Below are 14,108 nucleotides of genomic sequence, written 5' to 3'. Positions count from 1 at the left end.
TATAGAATATACACTCAATTTGTGAAAAATAAGCACCAGTTATTTGCAGGTAGACTTTCTGAAGACTATTTGCACAATGGGCTTGATCTTACAAAGAAGATCTGTATAATTGCCCACTCGCTGACTAGTGCAGCGTAAATTATAATGTTTAGTCAGTTAGACTACTCATTTTCACAGCGACTCCGATTGGGAGTCGAACGGTTAAATCATCTCGCTCTGCTTTTCCATTAGGAAGAAGCTAGAGGGTGATTTTTTATATGTCCATTTTAGGAGCTCTGGTCAATGCAGAACCAAAGAATCCGTATCCGCTTGAAAGGCTTTGATCATCGTTTGATTGATCAGTCTACAGCGGAAATCGTTGAAACTGCTAAGCGTACAGGCGCGCAGGTACGTGGTCCTATTCCACTACCAACTCGCAAAGAGCGTTATACCGTTTTGATCTCTCCGCACGTTAATAAAGATGCACGTGATCAGTACGAAATTCGTACCCACAAGCGTTTAGTTGACATCGTAGAGCCAACAGAAAAGACTGTAGACGCATTAATGCGTTTAGATCTTGCGGCTGGTGTCGACGTTCAGATTAGCTTAGGTTAATTGAGATCCTTAGAAGAGGTTTGAGAGATGGCTATCGGTCTTATTGGTCGTAAAGTGGGTATGACTCGCATCTTCACTGAAGATGGTACGTCAATCCCTGTAACAGTAATTGAAATTGCTGGCAATCGCGTAACTCAAGTGAAAACTTTAGAGACCGACGGTTACCGTGCACTTCAAGTGACTACTGGTACCAAAAAAGCCAATCGCATCACTAAAGCAGAAGCAGGTCATTTTGCCAAGGGCGGCGTAGAAGCCGGTCGTGGTTTATGGGAATTGCGTTTAGCAGATGGTGAAGGCGAAGGCATTGAAGTTGGTGCTGAGCTTAATGTTGATATTTTCGCTGATACAGTGAAAGTAGATGTTACTGGTCAATCAAAGGGTAAAGGTTTCCAAGGCGGTATTAAGCGTTGGAACTTCCGTACTCAAGATATGACTCACGGTAACTCATTGGCGCACCGCGCGAACGGTTCTATCGGTCAGAACCAAACGCCTGGTCGTGTATTCAAAGGCAAAAAAATGTCAGGTCATATGGGTGCTGAACAAGTAACTACTCAAAATCTACACGTTGTTCGTGTTGATGCAGAGCGTAACTTGTTATTAGTACGCGGCGCAGTTCCAGGCGCTACCAATGGTGATCTGATCATTAAGCCTGCCGTTAAAGCTTAGGTCTGAGGAGATAGTAATGGAATTGGTATTGAAAGACGCGCAGAGCGCTCTTGAAGTTTCCGAAACTACCTTCGGCCGTGACTTTAACGAGGCACTGGTTCATCAGGTAGTTGTAGCGTACGCTGCAAATGCACGTCAGGGCACCCGTGCCCAAAAGACACGTGCAGAAGTAACTGGCTCAGGCAAAAAGCCTTGGCGCCAAAAAGGCACAGGCCGCGCTCGTGCCGGTAGTGTTAAAGGCCCAATCTGGCGTGGCGGTGGCGTAACATTCGCTGCTAAAACTCAAGATCATAGCCAAAAAGTTAACAAGAAGATGTACCGTGGTGCTCTTAAGAGCATTCTTTCTGAATTGGTACGTCAAGAGCGTTTAGTTGTTGTCGAATCTTTTGGTGTTGAAGCTCCTAAAACTAAAGAGCTGAAAGCTAAATTGAAAGAAATGCAACTAGAAGACGTTCTAATTGTTACTGCAGAAGTTGATGAGAATTTATTCTTAGCAGCTCGCAACTTATACAAGGTTGACGTTCGTGACGTGGCGGGTCTAGACCCAGTAAGTCTCATTGCGTTCAACACTGTTCTTGTTACTGCTGATGCAGTGAAGCAAATCGAGGAGATGCTAGCATGATCCGCGAAGAACGTTTGCTAAAAGTGATTCTTGCTCCGCATATCTCTGAAAAGAGCACTGTGGTTGCTGAGAAAAACAACACTGTAGTTTTCCGCGTAGCAATCGATGCAACTAAAGCAGAGATTAAAGCTGCAGTAGCGAAGCTATTTGAAGTTGAAGTTGATTCGGTTCGCACTTTAGTTAATAAAGGCAAAACCAAACGTACCGGTGGCCGTGTAGGTCGTCGTAGCGATTGGAAAAAAGCTTATGTTACTTTAGCTGCTGGTGCTGACATTGATTTCGTCGGCGGCGCTGAATAAGCAAAGGAGAATTATCATGGCAGTTATTAAGTGTAAGCCAACCTCTCCAGGTCGTCGCCACGTAGTTAAAGTGGTGAATACGGACCTGCATAAGGGTAAACCTTTTGCTGGCCTGTTGGCGAAAAAAACTAAAAGTGGTGGCCGTAACAATACTGGCCGTATCACTGTACGCCACGTAGGTGGTGGACATAAGCAGCACTATCGTATTGTTGACTTTAAACGCAACAAAGACGGTATCCCTGCGAAAGTTGAACGTCTTGAATACGATCCAAACCGTACAGCGCATATTGCGTTAGTATTGTATGCCGATGGTGAGCGTCGTTATATTCTTGCTGCAAAAGGCATGAAAGCTGGCGACCCAATCCAATCTGGTTTGGATGCAGAAATCAAGACTGGTAACGCTAGACCGTTACGCAACATTCCAGTAGGTAGTGTTGTACACGCTGTTGAAATGAAGCCTGGTAAAGGCGCTCAGATCGCACGTTCAGCTGGTGCTTATGTACAAGTTGTTGCTCGTGACGGTGCCTATGCAACTCTACGTCTTCGCTCTGGCGAAATGCGTAAAGTTCCAGTAGATTGCCGCGCGACATTTGGTGAAGTTGGTAATGCCGAGCACATGTTACGCCAATTAGGTAAAGCAGGTGCTAAGCGCTGGAGAGGCATACGCCCTACAGTTCGAGGTGTTGCAATGAACCCAGTAGACCATCCACATGGTGGTGGTGAAGGCCGTACTTCTGGTGGACGTCATCCAGTGAGTCCATGGGGTGTGCCGACTAAGGGTTATAAAACTCGTAGCAACAAGCGCACTGACAAGTACATCGTACGTCGTCGTAATAAATAGTAAGAGGATTCGCCATGCCACGTTCTCTCAAGAAAGGTCCCTTCATTGACCTGCACTTGCTGAAGAAGGTAGAGAAAGCGATGGAAGCGGGAGACAAAAAGCCAATTAAGACTTGGTCTCGTCGCTCAATGATCATCCCTAATATGATTGGGTTGACCATCGCTGTCCATAATGGTCGTCAGCACGTACCTGTGTTCGTAACTGACGAAATGATCGGCCACAAGCTTGGTGAATTTTCACCAACTCGCACTTATCGCGGCCATGCTGCAGATAAGAAAGCGAAGAAGCGTTAATACGGGAGGAATAAGATGGAAGTTTTAGCTAAACATCGTTTTGCTCGTACGTCTGCGCAGAAGGCCCGTCTAGTTGCTGATCAAGTTCGCGGATTGCCTGTTTCTAAGGCCCTCGAAATCTTGACATTCAGCCCCAAGAAAGCCGCCGTACTAGTTAAAAAAGTACTTGACTCAGCTATCGCAAACGCCGAACACAACGAAGGTGCTGACATTGATGAGCTTAAAGTTGGAGCCGTCTTCGTAGATGAAGGCCCAACAATGAAGCGTATCATGCCACGTGCTAAAGGCCGCGCTGATCGTATCATGAAGCGTACCAGCCACATTACTGTGGTTGTATCAGATCGCTAGGAGAAGAGAGCAATGGGACAGAAAGTACATCCTAATGGTATCCGTCTGGGTATCACTAAGCCTTGGATCTCTACCTGGTACGCAGATAAGTCAGACTATGCAAATAATCTGAACAGCGACTGGGAAGTGCGTCAATATTTAACTGAAAAGTTAAAAGCCGCATCAGTATCTAAGATTGTCATTGAACGCCCAGCGAAAAGCATCCGCGTTACGATTCACACTGCCCGTCCAGGTATTGTGATTGGTAAGAAAGGTGAAGACGTTGAAGTATTACGTGCACATGTGTCTAAAATCACAGGCACTACTGCTCAAATCAACATCGCTGAGATCCGTAAGCCTGAATTAGACGCTAAGCTCGTTGCTGACTCTATTGCTCAGCAGTTAGAGCGTCGTGTTATGTTCCGTCGTGCTATGAAGCGCGCGGTACAGAATGCAATGCGCATTGGTGCTCAAGGTATCAAAGTAGAAGTGAGCGGCCGTTTAGGCGGTGCTGAAATCGCACGTTCTGAATGGTATCGTGAAGGTCGTGTACCTTTGCATACCCTACGTGCTGATATCGACTACTCAACTGCAGAAAGTCACACTCAATATGGTGTGATTGGTATTAAAGTTTGGATCTTCAAAGGTGAAGTTCTAGACGGTTTAATACCTGCTATTGAAGAGCCTAAGCAGCAACCTAAGCGTAAGCCTCGTGGTAAATAGGAGAAACTTTTATGCTGCAACCTAAACGTATGAAGTTTCGCAAGATGTTCAAGGGCCGCAACCGCGGCCTAGCGAACGGTACTGAAGTTAGCTTTGGTACTTTCGGTTTGAAAGCAGTCGGCCGTGGCCGTTTAACTGCTCGTCAAATCGAATCTGCACGTCGTGCCATGACACGTCATGTTAAACGTCAAGGACAAATTTGGATTCGAGTTTTCCCTGACAAGCCAATTACCTCTAAGCCTCTTGAAGTGCGTATGGGTAAAGGTAAAGGTAACGTTGAATACTGGGTATGTCAGATTCAACCTGGTAAGGTTCTTTATGAGATGGATGGTGTTCCTGAAGCGTTGGCTCGTGAAGCCTTTGCTTTGGCGTCAGCCAAACTTCCACTGAAGACTACCTTCGTAACTAAGACGGTGATGTAATGAAAGCGAGCGAACTAAGAGAAAAGAGCGTTGAAGATCTTAACGCTGAATTACTTGGTCTGCTGCGTGAGCAGTTTAACCTGCGTATGCAACACGCTACTGGTCAGTTGAGCCAAACACATCAATTGAAACTAGTGCGTCGTAACATTGCACGTGTTAAGACCATTATTACTTCTAAGGCAGGTGCGTAATGTCTGATAAAATCCGTACTTTGCAAGGTAAAGTAATTAGTAACAAAATGGACAAGTCTATTACTGTTGCTATTGAGCGCCAAGTGAAACATCCTATTTATGGGAAGTACATTAAGCGTACTACTAAGATCCATGCACATGACGAAACTAATCAGTGTAATGAAGGGGATTTCGTGGCAATTAGCCAGTGTCGTCCTCTGTCTAAGACTAAGTCTTGGACACTAGCTGAAGTAGTAACAAAAGCCTAATTTTTATTAGGTTAACGTAAACGGCTCCAGTTTTTGGGGCCGTTTGTTTTTTTTGCTATGCATTCTTAAAATGTGGTGTTATACTTGCGCGCCATTTTTGAGTAAATTATTACTTAAATTTGGTTCAAATATAGTCCCATAGTGGGATTGTGTAGTAACGATAGCGGAGCACTTGAAATGATCCAAATGCAATCGACTCTAGACGTCGCATGTAACAGCGGCGCACGCAGAGTTCAGTGTATTAAGGTCTTGGGTGGCTCTCATCGTCGTTATGCCGGTATCGGCGACATCATCAAAGTTTCTGTTAAAGAAGCAATTCCTCGCGCTAAAGCGAAGAAAGGTGATGTATATAACGCGGTGGTAGTCCGTACTAAGAAAGGCGTACGTCGTCCAGACGGTTCTGTCATTCGCTTCGATCGGAATGCAGCGGTTTTGCTTAACGCAAACCTTGCACCGATTGGTACTCGTATCTTTGGCCCAGTGACACGTGAATTGCGTAATGATAAATTCATGAAAATTGTCTCGCTGGCACCAGAAGTACTGTAAGGAGCTTCAAATGGCAGCTAAAATCCGTCGCGAAGACGAAGTAATTGTATTAGCAGGTAAAGACAAAGGTAGCCGCGGTAAGGTTACTCAAGTTTTACCTACTGGTAAGTTAATTGTTGAAGGCCTCAATCTTGTTAAAAAACACCAAAAGCCTAACCCTCAATTGGGTGTGACTGGCGGCGTTATCGAGAAAGAAGCACCGATTCAAGCATCAAACGTTGCGATCTTTAACCAAGCCACAGGCAAGGCAGATCGTGTTGGTTTCCGATTTGAAGACGGCCAAAAAGTCCGTTTCTTTAAATCGAACAGCGAACTCGTTAAGTAATTTGGAGTAAACGATGGCGAAACTGCATGATAAATATCAAGAGACTGTAGTCGCTGAACTAGCTAAAAAGTTCGGTTATAGCAGTGTCATGCAAGTCCCTCGGATTGAAAAAATCACCCTGAACATGGGTGTGGGCGAAGCAGTTGCAGATAAGAAAGTTATGGAGCATGCGCTCCGTGACATGACTGCAATCGCTGGCCAGAAACCAATTGTAACTGTTGCTCGTAAATCAGTTGCTGGTTTTAAAATCCGTGAAGGCTACCCTATTGGCTGTAAAGTAACCCTACGCGGTGAGCGTATGTGGGAATTTTTAGAGCGTTTAGTTGACATTGCAATACCACGTATTCGTGATTTTCGTGGCTTAAGCGCTAAAGCGTTTGATGGCCGTGGTAATTACGCAATGGGCGTGCGTGAGCAGATCATCTTCCCAGAAATCGATTATGATAAAATCGATAAAATTCGTGGTATGGATATTGTTATCACTACTACTGCGAAGAATGATGAAGAAGGTCGTGCTTTGTTAGACGCTTTTAACTTCCCATTCAAGAAATAAGGGTAGCATAATGGCAAAAACATCTATGAAAGCACGTGAAGCAAAGCGTGCACAGCTCGTAGCTAAATATGCTGAAAAGCGTTTAGCACTTAAGGCTATTATCAGCAGTCCTGCAACTTCTGACGAAGATCGCTGGGAAGCTGTACTTAAGTTACAAGCTCTACCACGTGATTCTAGCGCTGCGCGTCAACGCAATCGCTGTAATCAAACTGGTCGCCCACATGGTTTTTTACGTAAATTCGGCTTAAGCCGTATTAAATTACGTGAAGCTACCATGCGTGGTGAAGTTCCTGGTCTGCGTAAGGCCAGCTGGTAAGCACTTGTCACGGAGTAAGCTAATATGAGCATGCAAGATCCTATTGCGGATATGTTAACCCGTATTCGTAACGGCCAAGCTGCTAACCACGTATCTGTAAAGATGCCTTCAGCTAAGTTAAAAGTAGCAATTGCGAAATTACTTAAAGATGAAGGTTTCATTACTGACTACGCCGTAGCAGATGAAGCTAAGCCTGAATTAGAAATTACGTTAAAGTATTTTCAAGGCAAACCAGTCGTTGAGACTATCCAGCGTGTAAGTCGCCCTGGTCTTCGTATTTACAAAGGTAAAGACGAGCTACCAAAGGTGATGGGCGGGCTGGGTATCGCAATTGTGTCCACTTCTAAAGGCTTGATGACTGATCGTGCCGCCCGCCAGAATGGCACGGGTGGCGAGGTTATCTGCTACGTAGCGTAAGGAGCTAGAAATGTCTCGTGTTGCAAAAGCACCAGTCACTGTTCCTGCTGGCGTAGAGGTGACTTTAAACGAACAGACTTTAACTGTTAAAGGCAGTAAAGGAAGTCTGACTCGAGTAATCAACAATGCGGTAAATGTTGTTATCGAAGATGCGCAAGTAAAGTTTCTTCCTGTCGATGGCGTTGCTAACGCTTGGGCACAGGCTGGTACTGCACGTGCATTGGTAAACAACATGGTTGTTGGTGTATCTCAAGGTTTTGTGAAAAAACTTAAACTAGTTGGTGTAGGTTACCGTGCAAAAATTGCTGGTAGTGACTTAGACTTAACATTGGGTTTCTCACATCCATTAGTACACAAACTGCCCGCAGGCGTTACTGCAGAGTGTCCTAGCCAAACTGAAATCGTGCTTTCGGGCGTTGATAAACAAGTTATTGGCCAGGTTGCTGCTGAAATTCGCGGATACCGTCCACCAGAGCCTTATAAAGGTAAAGGTGTTCGCTATGACGACGAAGTAGTACGCCGTAAAGAGGCTAAGAAGAAGTAGGTAACGCGATATGGATAAGAAAACATCTCGCTTACGTCGCGCGTTACGTGCACGTAAGAAGATCCAAGAGCTGGGCGTGAATCGTCTGGTTGTACATCGTACACCGCGTCACATTTATGCTCAGGTGATCAATCCTGAAGCTCAGGTGTTGGCAGTTGCTTCAACCGTTGAAAAAGCGGTTAAAGAGCTACTAAAGAGTACCGGTAACGTTGATGCGGCTAAAGCAGTAGGTAAAATTGTTGCTGAGCGTGCGATCGAGAAGGGCGTAGCAACAGTTGCGTTCGACCGTTCTGGTTTCAAGTATCATGGTCGTGTTGCTGCATTAGCAGATGCCGCTCGTGAAGCTGGCCTGAAGTTCTAAGGGGTTATAAAAATGGCTAAATTAGAAGCTCAGCAAAAAGACGATCTGCAAGAGAAATTAATTGCAGTTAATCGTGTTTCTAAAGTAGTTAAGGGCGGTCGTATCTTTAGCTTCACAGCACTAACAGTAGTGGGTGATGGTAATGGTAAGATCGGCTATGGCTATGGTAAAGCGCGTGAAGTTCCAGCTGCTATTCAAAAAGCAATGGAAAAAGCCCGTCGTAATATGGTAACAGTGGAGTTGAATGCAGGTACTTTGCATCACCCAGTTAAAGGTCGCCATACTGGTTCTAAAGTTTATATGCAACCAGCATCAGAGGGTACCGGTATTATTGCCGGTGGCGCAATGCGTGCCGTATTGGAAGTAGCAGGCGTTCATAACGTTCTGTCAAAAGCATACGGTTCTACTAACCCGATCAACATCGTTCGCGCAACTGTCGATGCGTTGGTGCACATGAAGTCACCAGCTCAAATCGCAGCAAAACGTGGCCTGAATGTTGATGAAATTCGGGGGTAATGCACCATGGCTACTAAAACTTTAAAAGTCACACAGACTAAAAGCAGCATTGGTCGTTTACCAAAACACCGTGCAACCTTAACCGGTTTAGGCTTACGCCGCATTGGTCACACTGTTGAAGTTGAAGATACACCTTCAGTTCGCGGTATGATTAATAAGGTGTACTACATGGTTTCGGTGGAGGAATAAGATAATGCGTCTAAATACTCTATCTCCAGCAGCAGGTTCTAAATCTGCTCCTAAGCGTGTAGGCCGTGGTATAGGTTCAGGTTTAGGTAAAACAGCGGGTCGTGGCCATAAAGGTCAGAAGTCTCGCTCAGGCGGCGGCGTTCGCGTCGGTTTCGAAGGTGGTCAAATGCCACTTAAGATCCGTCTACCTAAGTTTGGCTTTACCTCGCGTCGCGCTTTGGTAACAGCTGAAGTTCGTGTACTCGAACTAGCAAAAGTTAACGGTGATGTTGTCGATTTGAATGCACTGAAAGATGCGAACGTTATTACTCGCAACATCCAGTTTGCGAAAATCGTTCTTTCAGGTACCATTGACCGCCCAGTGACTGTAAAAGGTCTGAAGGTAACCAAAGGTGCTCGTGCAGCTATTGAAGCTGCCGGTGGCAAGATCGAGGAATAATACGTCGATGGCAAAACCAGGACTTGATTTAAAAAGCGCGAAAGGCGGTTTGTCTGAATTGAAAACACGTCTTCTGTTCGTGATTGGTGCGATTATCGTCTTTAGAGCCGGTTCGTTTGTACCAATTCCTGGTATTGACGCAGCTGTATTGGCAGATCTGTTTGCCCAGCAAAAAGATACCATCCTTGGCATGTTTAACATGTTCTCGGGTGGTGCTTTAGAGCGTGCTTCTATCTTTGCATTAGGTATCATGCCGTACATTTCGGCATCTATTATTATGCAATTATTGACTGTTGTGCATCCTGCACTCGCTGAATTGAAAAAAGAAGGCGAATCAGGACGTAAGAAGATCAGTCAATATACTCGATATGGCACACTTGTGTTGGGTACGCTGCAATCTGTTGGTATTGCAACGGGTTTACCAAATCTGATGCCTGGCCTTGTAGCCAATCCCGGATTTGGTTTTTACTTTGTTGCAGTTGTGAGTTTAGTGACAGGAACGATGTTCCTTATGTGGCTAGGCGAACAAATTACCGAACGTGGTATTGGTAATGGTATCTCAATTTTAATTTTTGCAGGTATTGTTGCAGGTTTACCATCGGCCATCGGCTCAACAGCCGAGCAGGCGCGTCAAGGTGACATGAATGTATTGGTACTACTGTTGCTCGCGGTTATCGTATTTGCTGTAACTTATTTAGTGGTATTTGTGGAGCGTGGTCAACGTCGTATTGTCGTTAACTATGCGAAGCGCCAACAAGGCCGTAAGGTTTTTGCAGCGCAAAGCACCCATTTACCATTAAAAATAAATATGGCAGGTGTGATTCCACCAATTTTTGCATCCAGCATTATTTTGTTTCCAGGCACACTGGCTCAGTGGTTTGGTCAAAATGAGTCTATGTCATGGTTAAGCGATTTCGCTTTAGCTGTGTCTCCAGGACAACCGCTGTATTCATTATTGTACGCGACAGCAATTATCTTTTTCTGTTTCTTCTATACTGCGTTGGTGTTTAACCCTCGTGAAACAGCTGATAACTTGAAAAAGAGTGGTGCATTCATTCCTGGGATCCGTCCCGGAGAACAGACTTCGCGTTACATTGATAAAGTGATGACACGTTTAACCTTAGCGGGTGCGTTGTATATTACCTTTATCTGCTTAATTCCGGAGTTCATGTTAATTGCGTGGAAAGTACAGTTCTATTTTGGCGGTACTTCACTACTGATTATAGTAGTCGTAATCATGGACTTCATGGCTCAGGTTCAGACCCATATGATGTCTCATCAGTATGAGTCTGTGATGAAGAAAGCTAATCTTGTCAACAAAGCGAATTTAGATCGTTTTGGTAAATAAGATTGCTTTTACGGAGTGATGAAATGAAAGTTCGAGCTTCCGTGAAGAAGATCTGCCGTAACTGCAAGATCGTCAAGCGTAGTGGTGTTGTACGTGTAATCTGTGTTGAACCTAAACACAAACAGCGTCAAGGCTAGAAAGAAGTTTGGTCAGCTCAATAATGGGCTGACCAAAATATTGTTTGCAAATTTGTTGTCTGTCGAGTATCCTTTCGGGCTTTTCGCAGATAGCCTTTAACTTTAAGGAGTGCATAGTGGCCCGTATCGCTGGCATTAACATTCCTGATCAAAAGCATACAGTCATTGCGTTGACTGCTATTTTTGGTATTGGACGTACACGCGCTAGAGCAATCTGCGCATCTACTTCAATTGCTGAAGATGCTAAGATCAAGGAATTGAGCGAAGCTCAAATAGATATCCTACGCGAAGAAGTCGCCAAATACACTGTAGAAGGTGACTTGCGTCGTGAGATTTCAATGAACATCAAGCGTCTTATGGATCTTGGTTGTTATCGTGGTCTCCGCCATCGTCGTAGCCTGCCTCTTCGTGGGCAACGTACTAAGACCAATGCGCGTACGCGTAAAGGTCCACGTAAACCAATTAGAAAGTAACGGGAAGGTAAACCAAAATGGCTAAAGTTCCGTCACGTTCTCCGCGTAAGCGCGTACGTAAACAGGTTGCAGATGGCATGGCTCATATCCATGCGTCTTTCAACAACACAATTGTCACCATTACAGATCGTCAAGGTAATGCGTTGTCATGGGCTACCTCAGGTGGTTCTGGTTTCCGTGGTTCACGTAAATCAACACCATTCGCTGCGCAGGTTGCTGCAGAGCGTGCAGGTATTGCTGCTCAAGACTACGGTGTTAAAAACCTTGAAGTTTTCGTGAAGGGTCCTGGTCCAGGTCGTGAATCAGCCATTCGTGCGCTGAACGCTGTTGGTTATAAAATTACCAACATTACCGATGTGACGCCTATCCCTCATAATGGCTGTCGTCCACCTAAAAAACGTCGTGTATAACACTGCGTATATAGGATAGTTGGAGAAAGATCATGGCAAGATACTTGGGTCCCAAGCTCAAGCTCAGCCGCAGAGAAGGTACAGACCTTTTCTTAAAAAGCGGTGTGAGAGCAATCGATTCGAAGTGTAAGCTAGAAGCTGCACCTGGACAACATGGCGCACGTAAGCCACGTTTGTCTGAGTATGGTATTCAGCTACGCGAGAAACAAAAAGTTCGTCGTATTTATGGTGTGCTAGAAAAGCAATTCCGTAACTATTACAAAGAAGCTGCACGCCTAAAAGGTAATACTGGTGAAAACCTATTACAACTTTTAGAAGTCCGCCTAGATAACGTTGTTTATCGTATGGGTTTTGGATCTACTCGTGCAGAATCACGTCAGCTAGTAAGCCATAAATCTGTTATGGTTAACGGTCGTGTTGTTAACATTCCGTCATTCAAAGTGTCTGCGAATGATGTTGTAAGCATCCGTGAAAAGTCACGTACTCAAGCTCGTATTAAAGCGGCTTTAGAAGTGTCTTCACAACGCGAAAAGCCTACATGGGTAGAAGTCGACAATGCAAAAATGGAAGGTGCTTTCAAGCGTATTCCAGAACGTAGCGATTTGTCTGCGGATATTAACGAACAGCTGATCGTCGAGCTTTACTCTAAGTAAGGCTAACAAACAAGAGAGGACACAATGCAGGGTTCTGTTACAGAATTTCTTAAACCGCGTCTCGTTGATATTGAGCAGGTTAATTCAACTCGCGCCAAAGTTACACTAGAGCCACTAGAACGTGGTTTTGGCCATACCTTAGGTAACGCGTTGCGTCGCATCCTATTGTCGTCTATGCCCGGCTGTGCAGTTACTGAAGTCGAAATAGACGGTGTGCTGCACGAATACAGCAGTAAGGAAGGCGTACAAGAAGATATCCTTGAGATATTGCTTAATCTTAAGGGATTAGCAGTGACAATCGAGGGTAAAGACGAGGCTTTGCTTACATTAAGCAAGTCCGGCACAGGCCCTGTTACAGCAGCAGATATCACACATGATGGTGATGTTACCATCGTGAATCCTGATCATGTTATCTGTCACTTGACTGGTAATAATGATATCAGCATGCGTATCCGCGTTGAGCGTGGTCGTGGTTATGTGCCTGCTTCGGCTCGTGCACAGACTGAAGACGATGATCGCCCAATTGGTCGTTTGCTGGTTGATGCTTCATTCTCGCCTGTAGCTCGCATTGCTTATAATGTAGAAGCCGCACGTGTAGAGCAGCGTACTGACTTAGATAAACTTGTGATTGATATGACCACAAATGGTACTATTGATCCTGAGGAAGCAATTCGTCGTTCTGCAACTATTTTAGCTGAACAGCTAGATGCGTTTGTTGAATTACGTGATGTGACTGAGCAGGCAGTTGTAGAAGAGAAACCGGAGTTTGATCCGATTTTGCTGCGTCCTGTCGACGATTTAGAGCTAACTGTACGTTCGGCTAACTGTTTAAAAGCCGAAGCGATTCATTACATCGGAGATCTGGTACAACGCACTGAAGTTGAGCTGCTTAAGACCCCTAACTTAGGTAAGAAATCTCTTACTGAAATTAAGGATGTTTTAGCGTCTCGCGGACTGTCGTTAGGTATGCGTCTAGAAAACTGGCCACCGGCTAGTTTAGCTGACGACCTATAAGTCTCAGGTTAGTACAGATTTAGGTTATAAGGATTAGGTCATGCGCCATCGTAAGAGTGGTCGTCAACTAAACCGCAACAGCAGTCATCGCCAAGCTATGTTCCGTAACATGGCTTGCTCAATAGTTCGTCATGAGATTATCAAGACAACTGTAGCTAAAGCGAAAGAACTGCGTCGCGTAGTTGAACCTCTAATAACACTTGCTAAAGTTGACAGCGTTGCAAATCGCCGTTTAGCTTTCGCTCGTACCCGCGACGCTGAAGTTGTAGGTAAGTTATTTACTGAATTGGGTCCACGCTTCCAGGAACGTCCTGGTGGTTACACTCGTATTCTTAAGTGTGGTCTACGTACCGGTGATAAAGCCCCAATGGCTTACATCGAGTTAGTAGGTCGCCCTGAAGCTGCTGAAGCTGTTGAAGTTGAAGCTGCTGAGTAATTTTTAATTACTCAATTAAAAACCGAGCTTAGGCTCGGTTTTTTTATGTGTTAATTTTATAGTAGGTAATGTTCTCTCTTATACCAATCTCATTAAATATCTGGTCAGTTCAGAGTCTCTCAGGTTTTTCAATTCAAGGCACATTGATGTAGAAATGGTTGTTGCCTTTTAAATCGATGTAACACAGAAGTGGAATACCTGAGAG

The 14,108-nt window shown here is 44.8% G+C and carries 28 protein-coding genes; all 28 read left to right on the top strand.

All coding sequences use genetic code 11. The features are described from left to right. Window positions 1-282: 282 nt before the first annotated feature. The 28 genes from rpsJ to rplQ all read left to right on the top strand — a co-directional run bounded on the left by rpsJ (window position 283) and on the right by rplQ (window position 13,903). Entirely contained in the window at window positions 283-594 is a 312-nt protein-coding gene (gene rpsJ, locus ACWXWT_RS08645; protein ID WP_011635639.1) for a 30S ribosomal protein S10, read from the top strand. Window positions 595-621: 27 nt separating this feature from the next. Beyond that, the gene (rplC, locus tag ACWXWT_RS08640) at window positions 622-1,260 is read left to right on the top strand and encodes a 50S ribosomal protein L3 (protein WP_456041190.1); all 639 of its coding nucleotides are present in this window, start codon (window positions 622-624) and stop codon (window positions 1,258-1,260) included. Between the two features lie 16 nt (window positions 1,261-1,276). Continuing rightward, window positions 1,277-1,882, top strand: a complete 606-nt coding sequence (gene rplD / locus ACWXWT_RS08635) for a 50S ribosomal protein L4 (RefSeq protein WP_456041189.1) — start codon at window positions 1,277-1,279, stop codon at window positions 1,880-1,882. After that, entirely contained in the window at window positions 1,879-2,181 is a 303-nt protein-coding gene (gene rplW / locus ACWXWT_RS08630; RefSeq protein WP_124729276.1) for a 50S ribosomal protein L23, read from the top strand. Before rplD ends, rplW begins: the two co-directional genes overlap by 4 nt. Before the next feature lie 16 nt (window positions 2,182-2,197). After that, the gene (gene rplB, locus ACWXWT_RS08625; protein ID WP_456041188.1) at window positions 2,198-3,022 is read left to right on the top strand and encodes a 50S ribosomal protein L2; all 825 of its coding nucleotides are present in this window, start codon (window positions 2,198-2,200) and stop codon (window positions 3,020-3,022) included. 14 nt (window positions 3,023-3,036) lie between these two features. Continuing rightward, window positions 3,037-3,315 carry a 30S ribosomal protein S19 gene (gene rpsS / locus ACWXWT_RS08620; RefSeq protein ID WP_006083596.1) on the top strand — a complete coding sequence of 93 codons (279 nt, stop codon included), beginning with the start codon at window positions 3,037-3,039 and terminating at the stop codon, window positions 3,313-3,315. A gap of 15 nt (window positions 3,316-3,330) precedes the next feature. Then, window positions 3,331-3,663 (top strand): 50S ribosomal protein L22, encoded by a 333-nt coding sequence (gene rplV / locus ACWXWT_RS08615; RefSeq protein ID WP_456041187.1) that lies wholly within the window; start codon window positions 3,331-3,333, stop codon window positions 3,661-3,663. Window positions 3,664-3,675: 12 nt separating this feature from the next. Further along, window positions 3,676-4,365 carry a 30S ribosomal protein S3 gene (gene rpsC, locus ACWXWT_RS08610; RefSeq protein WP_456041186.1) on the top strand — a complete coding sequence of 230 codons (690 nt, stop codon included), beginning with the start codon at window positions 3,676-3,678 and terminating at the stop codon, window positions 4,363-4,365. 11 nt (window positions 4,366-4,376) lie between these two features. Beyond that, window positions 4,377-4,787, top strand: coding sequence for a 50S ribosomal protein L16 (gene rplP / locus ACWXWT_RS08605; protein ID WP_101033724.1), 411 nt, complete (start codon window positions 4,377-4,379; stop codon window positions 4,785-4,787). Next, the gene (rpmC, locus tag ACWXWT_RS08600) at window positions 4,787-4,978 is read left to right on the top strand and encodes a 50S ribosomal protein L29 (protein ID WP_137224566.1); all 192 of its coding nucleotides are present in this window, start codon (window positions 4,787-4,789) and stop codon (window positions 4,976-4,978) included. Before rplP ends, rpmC begins: the two co-directional genes overlap by 1 nt. Further along, complete coding sequence (gene rpsQ / locus ACWXWT_RS08595; protein WP_124017688.1) at window positions 4,978-5,226, top strand: 30S ribosomal protein S17; 249 nt, start codon at window positions 4,978-4,980, stop codon at window positions 5,224-5,226. The genes rpmC and rpsQ overlap by 1 nt, the downstream gene beginning before the upstream one ends. 177 nt (window positions 5,227-5,403) lie before the next feature. Beyond that, window positions 5,404-5,772 (top strand): 50S ribosomal protein L14, encoded by a 369-nt coding sequence (rplN, locus tag ACWXWT_RS08590; protein WP_011635649.1) that lies wholly within the window; start codon window positions 5,404-5,406, stop codon window positions 5,770-5,772. A gap of 10 nt (window positions 5,773-5,782) precedes the next feature. Beyond that, a complete protein-coding gene (gene rplX / locus ACWXWT_RS08585; protein WP_456041185.1) occupies window positions 5,783-6,097 on the top strand; it encodes a 50S ribosomal protein L24 in 315 nt (104 codons plus the stop codon). Between the two features lie 13 nt (window positions 6,098-6,110). Next, a complete protein-coding gene (gene rplE / locus ACWXWT_RS08580; RefSeq protein ID WP_011635651.1) occupies window positions 6,111-6,650 on the top strand; it encodes a 50S ribosomal protein L5 in 540 nt (179 codons plus the stop codon). A gap of 10 nt (window positions 6,651-6,660) precedes the next feature. Further along, the gene (gene rpsN / locus ACWXWT_RS08575; protein WP_456041184.1) at window positions 6,661-6,966 is read left to right on the top strand and encodes a 30S ribosomal protein S14; all 306 of its coding nucleotides are present in this window, start codon (window positions 6,661-6,663) and stop codon (window positions 6,964-6,966) included. A 24-nt stretch (window positions 6,967-6,990) separates the two neighbouring features. Further along, window positions 6,991-7,383 carry a 30S ribosomal protein S8 gene (gene rpsH / locus ACWXWT_RS08570; RefSeq protein ID WP_456041183.1) on the top strand — a complete coding sequence of 131 codons (393 nt, stop codon included), beginning with the start codon at window positions 6,991-6,993 and terminating at the stop codon, window positions 7,381-7,383. 10 nt (window positions 7,384-7,393) lie between these two features. Continuing rightward, window positions 7,394-7,927, top strand: coding sequence for a 50S ribosomal protein L6 (rplF, locus tag ACWXWT_RS08565; protein WP_456041182.1), 534 nt, complete (start codon window positions 7,394-7,396; stop codon window positions 7,925-7,927). 10 nt (window positions 7,928-7,937) lie between these two features. After that, complete coding sequence (rplR, locus tag ACWXWT_RS08560; RefSeq protein ID WP_011635655.1) at window positions 7,938-8,288, top strand: 50S ribosomal protein L18; 351 nt, start codon at window positions 7,938-7,940, stop codon at window positions 8,286-8,288. A 12-nt stretch (window positions 8,289-8,300) separates the two neighbouring features. Beyond that, window positions 8,301-8,804: a 30S ribosomal protein S5 gene (gene rpsE, locus ACWXWT_RS08555; protein ID WP_137224583.1), complete on the top strand. Its 504-nt coding sequence runs from the start codon at window positions 8,301-8,303 to the stop codon at window positions 8,802-8,804. A 6-nt stretch (window positions 8,805-8,810) separates the two neighbouring features. Beyond that, window positions 8,811-8,993 carry a 50S ribosomal protein L30 gene (gene rpmD / locus ACWXWT_RS08550; RefSeq protein ID WP_137224586.1) on the top strand — a complete coding sequence of 61 codons (183 nt, stop codon included), beginning with the start codon at window positions 8,811-8,813 and terminating at the stop codon, window positions 8,991-8,993. Window positions 8,994-8,997: 4 nt separating this feature from the next. Next, window positions 8,998-9,432 carry a 50S ribosomal protein L15 gene (gene rplO / locus ACWXWT_RS08545; protein WP_124017684.1) on the top strand — a complete coding sequence of 145 codons (435 nt, stop codon included), beginning with the start codon at window positions 8,998-9,000 and terminating at the stop codon, window positions 9,430-9,432. Between the two features lie 7 nt (window positions 9,433-9,439). Next, window positions 9,440-10,780 (top strand): preprotein translocase subunit SecY, encoded by a 1,341-nt coding sequence (gene secY / locus ACWXWT_RS08540; protein ID WP_137224592.1) that lies wholly within the window; start codon window positions 9,440-9,442, stop codon window positions 10,778-10,780. 23 nt (window positions 10,781-10,803) lie between these two features. After that, entirely contained in the window at window positions 10,804-10,917 is a 114-nt protein-coding gene (rpmJ, locus tag ACWXWT_RS08535) for a 50S ribosomal protein L36 (protein WP_006083579.1), read from the top strand. Between the two features lie 116 nt (window positions 10,918-11,033). Further along, window positions 11,034-11,390 (top strand): 30S ribosomal protein S13, encoded by a 357-nt coding sequence (rpsM, locus tag ACWXWT_RS08530; protein WP_011635660.1) that lies wholly within the window; start codon window positions 11,034-11,036, stop codon window positions 11,388-11,390. 17 nt (window positions 11,391-11,407) lie between these two features. After that, window positions 11,408-11,800 carry a 30S ribosomal protein S11 gene (gene rpsK / locus ACWXWT_RS08525; RefSeq protein WP_011635661.1) on the top strand — a complete coding sequence of 131 codons (393 nt, stop codon included), beginning with the start codon at window positions 11,408-11,410 and terminating at the stop codon, window positions 11,798-11,800. A gap of 32 nt (window positions 11,801-11,832) precedes the next feature. Continuing rightward, window positions 11,833-12,453: a 30S ribosomal protein S4 gene (gene rpsD, locus ACWXWT_RS08520; protein ID WP_456041181.1), complete on the top strand. Its 621-nt coding sequence runs from the start codon at window positions 11,833-11,835 to the stop codon at window positions 12,451-12,453. Window positions 12,454-12,477: 24 nt separating this feature from the next. Beyond that, a complete protein-coding gene (locus ACWXWT_RS08515) occupies window positions 12,478-13,467 on the top strand; it encodes a DNA-directed RNA polymerase subunit alpha (protein WP_011635663.1) in 990 nt (329 codons plus the stop codon). Window positions 13,468-13,507: 40 nt separating this feature from the next. Continuing rightward, entirely contained in the window at window positions 13,508-13,903 is a 396-nt protein-coding gene (rplQ, locus tag ACWXWT_RS08510) for a 50S ribosomal protein L17 (protein WP_011635664.1), read from the top strand. Window positions 13,904-14,108 lie beyond the last annotated feature (205 nt).

The sequence above is a fragment of the Shewanella sp. A22 genome (assembly GCF_053850585.1).
The sequence above is the reverse complement of the archived record's forward strand: the minus strand, read 5'-3'. Positions and strand labels throughout refer to the sequence as shown.

Coding starts and splice junctions, on each gene's coding strand:
- rplR (WP_011635655.1), top strand. CDS start 7,938: ATGGATAAGAAAACATCTCGCTTACGTCGCGCGTTACGTGCACGTAAG.
- rplO (WP_124017684.1), top strand. CDS start 8,998: ATGCGTCTAAATACTCTATCTCCAGCAGCAGGTTCTAAATCTGCTCCT.
- rplD (WP_456041189.1), top strand. CDS start 1,277: ATGGAATTGGTATTGAAAGACGCGCAGAGCGCTCTTGAAGTTTCCGAA.
- rplB (WP_456041188.1), top strand. CDS start 2,198: ATGGCAGTTATTAAGTGTAAGCCAACCTCTCCAGGTCGTCGCCACGTA.
- rpsK (WP_011635661.1), top strand. CDS start 11,408: ATGGCTAAAGTTCCGTCACGTTCTCCGCGTAAGCGCGTACGTAAACAG.
- rpsC (WP_456041186.1), top strand. CDS start 3,676: ATGGGACAGAAAGTACATCCTAATGGTATCCGTCTGGGTATCACTAAG.
- rpsS (WP_006083596.1), top strand. CDS start 3,037: ATGCCACGTTCTCTCAAGAAAGGTCCCTTCATTGACCTGCACTTGCTG.
- rpsE (WP_137224583.1), top strand. CDS start 8,301: ATGGCTAAATTAGAAGCTCAGCAAAAAGACGATCTGCAAGAGAAATTA.
- rplC (WP_456041190.1), top strand. CDS start 622: ATGGCTATCGGTCTTATTGGTCGTAAAGTGGGTATGACTCGCATCTTC.
- rplE (WP_011635651.1), top strand. CDS start 6,111: ATGGCGAAACTGCATGATAAATATCAAGAGACTGTAGTCGCTGAACTA.
- rplW (WP_124729276.1), top strand. CDS start 1,879: ATGATCCGCGAAGAACGTTTGCTAAAAGTGATTCTTGCTCCGCATATC.
- rpsH (WP_456041183.1), top strand. CDS start 6,991: ATGAGCATGCAAGATCCTATTGCGGATATGTTAACCCGTATTCGTAAC.
- rpsJ (WP_011635639.1), top strand. CDS start 283: ATGCAGAACCAAAGAATCCGTATCCGCTTGAAAGGCTTTGATCATCGT.
- ACWXWT_RS08515 (WP_011635663.1), top strand. CDS start 12,478: ATGCAGGGTTCTGTTACAGAATTTCTTAAACCGCGTCTCGTTGATATT.
- rpmC (WP_137224566.1), top strand. CDS start 4,787: ATGAAAGCGAGCGAACTAAGAGAAAAGAGCGTTGAAGATCTTAACGCT.
- rplP (WP_101033724.1), top strand. CDS start 4,377: ATGCTGCAACCTAAACGTATGAAGTTTCGCAAGATGTTCAAGGGCCGC.
- rpsQ (WP_124017688.1), top strand. CDS start 4,978: ATGTCTGATAAAATCCGTACTTTGCAAGGTAAAGTAATTAGTAACAAA.
- rpmJ (WP_006083579.1), top strand. CDS start 10,804: ATGAAAGTTCGAGCTTCCGTGAAGAAGATCTGCCGTAACTGCAAGATC.
- secY (WP_137224592.1), top strand. CDS start 9,440: ATGGCAAAACCAGGACTTGATTTAAAAAGCGCGAAAGGCGGTTTGTCT.
- rplV (WP_456041187.1), top strand. CDS start 3,331: ATGGAAGTTTTAGCTAAACATCGTTTTGCTCGTACGTCTGCGCAGAAG.
- rplX (WP_456041185.1), top strand. CDS start 5,783: ATGGCAGCTAAAATCCGTCGCGAAGACGAAGTAATTGTATTAGCAGGT.
- rplF (WP_456041182.1), top strand. CDS start 7,394: ATGTCTCGTGTTGCAAAAGCACCAGTCACTGTTCCTGCTGGCGTAGAG.
- rplQ (WP_011635664.1), top strand. CDS start 13,508: ATGCGCCATCGTAAGAGTGGTCGTCAACTAAACCGCAACAGCAGTCAT.
- rpsN (WP_456041184.1), top strand. CDS start 6,661: ATGGCAAAAACATCTATGAAAGCACGTGAAGCAAAGCGTGCACAGCTC.
- rpmD (WP_137224586.1), top strand. CDS start 8,811: ATGGCTACTAAAACTTTAAAAGTCACACAGACTAAAAGCAGCATTGGT.
- rplN (WP_011635649.1), top strand. CDS start 5,404: ATGATCCAAATGCAATCGACTCTAGACGTCGCATGTAACAGCGGCGCA.
- rpsD (WP_456041181.1), top strand. CDS start 11,833: ATGGCAAGATACTTGGGTCCCAAGCTCAAGCTCAGCCGCAGAGAAGGT.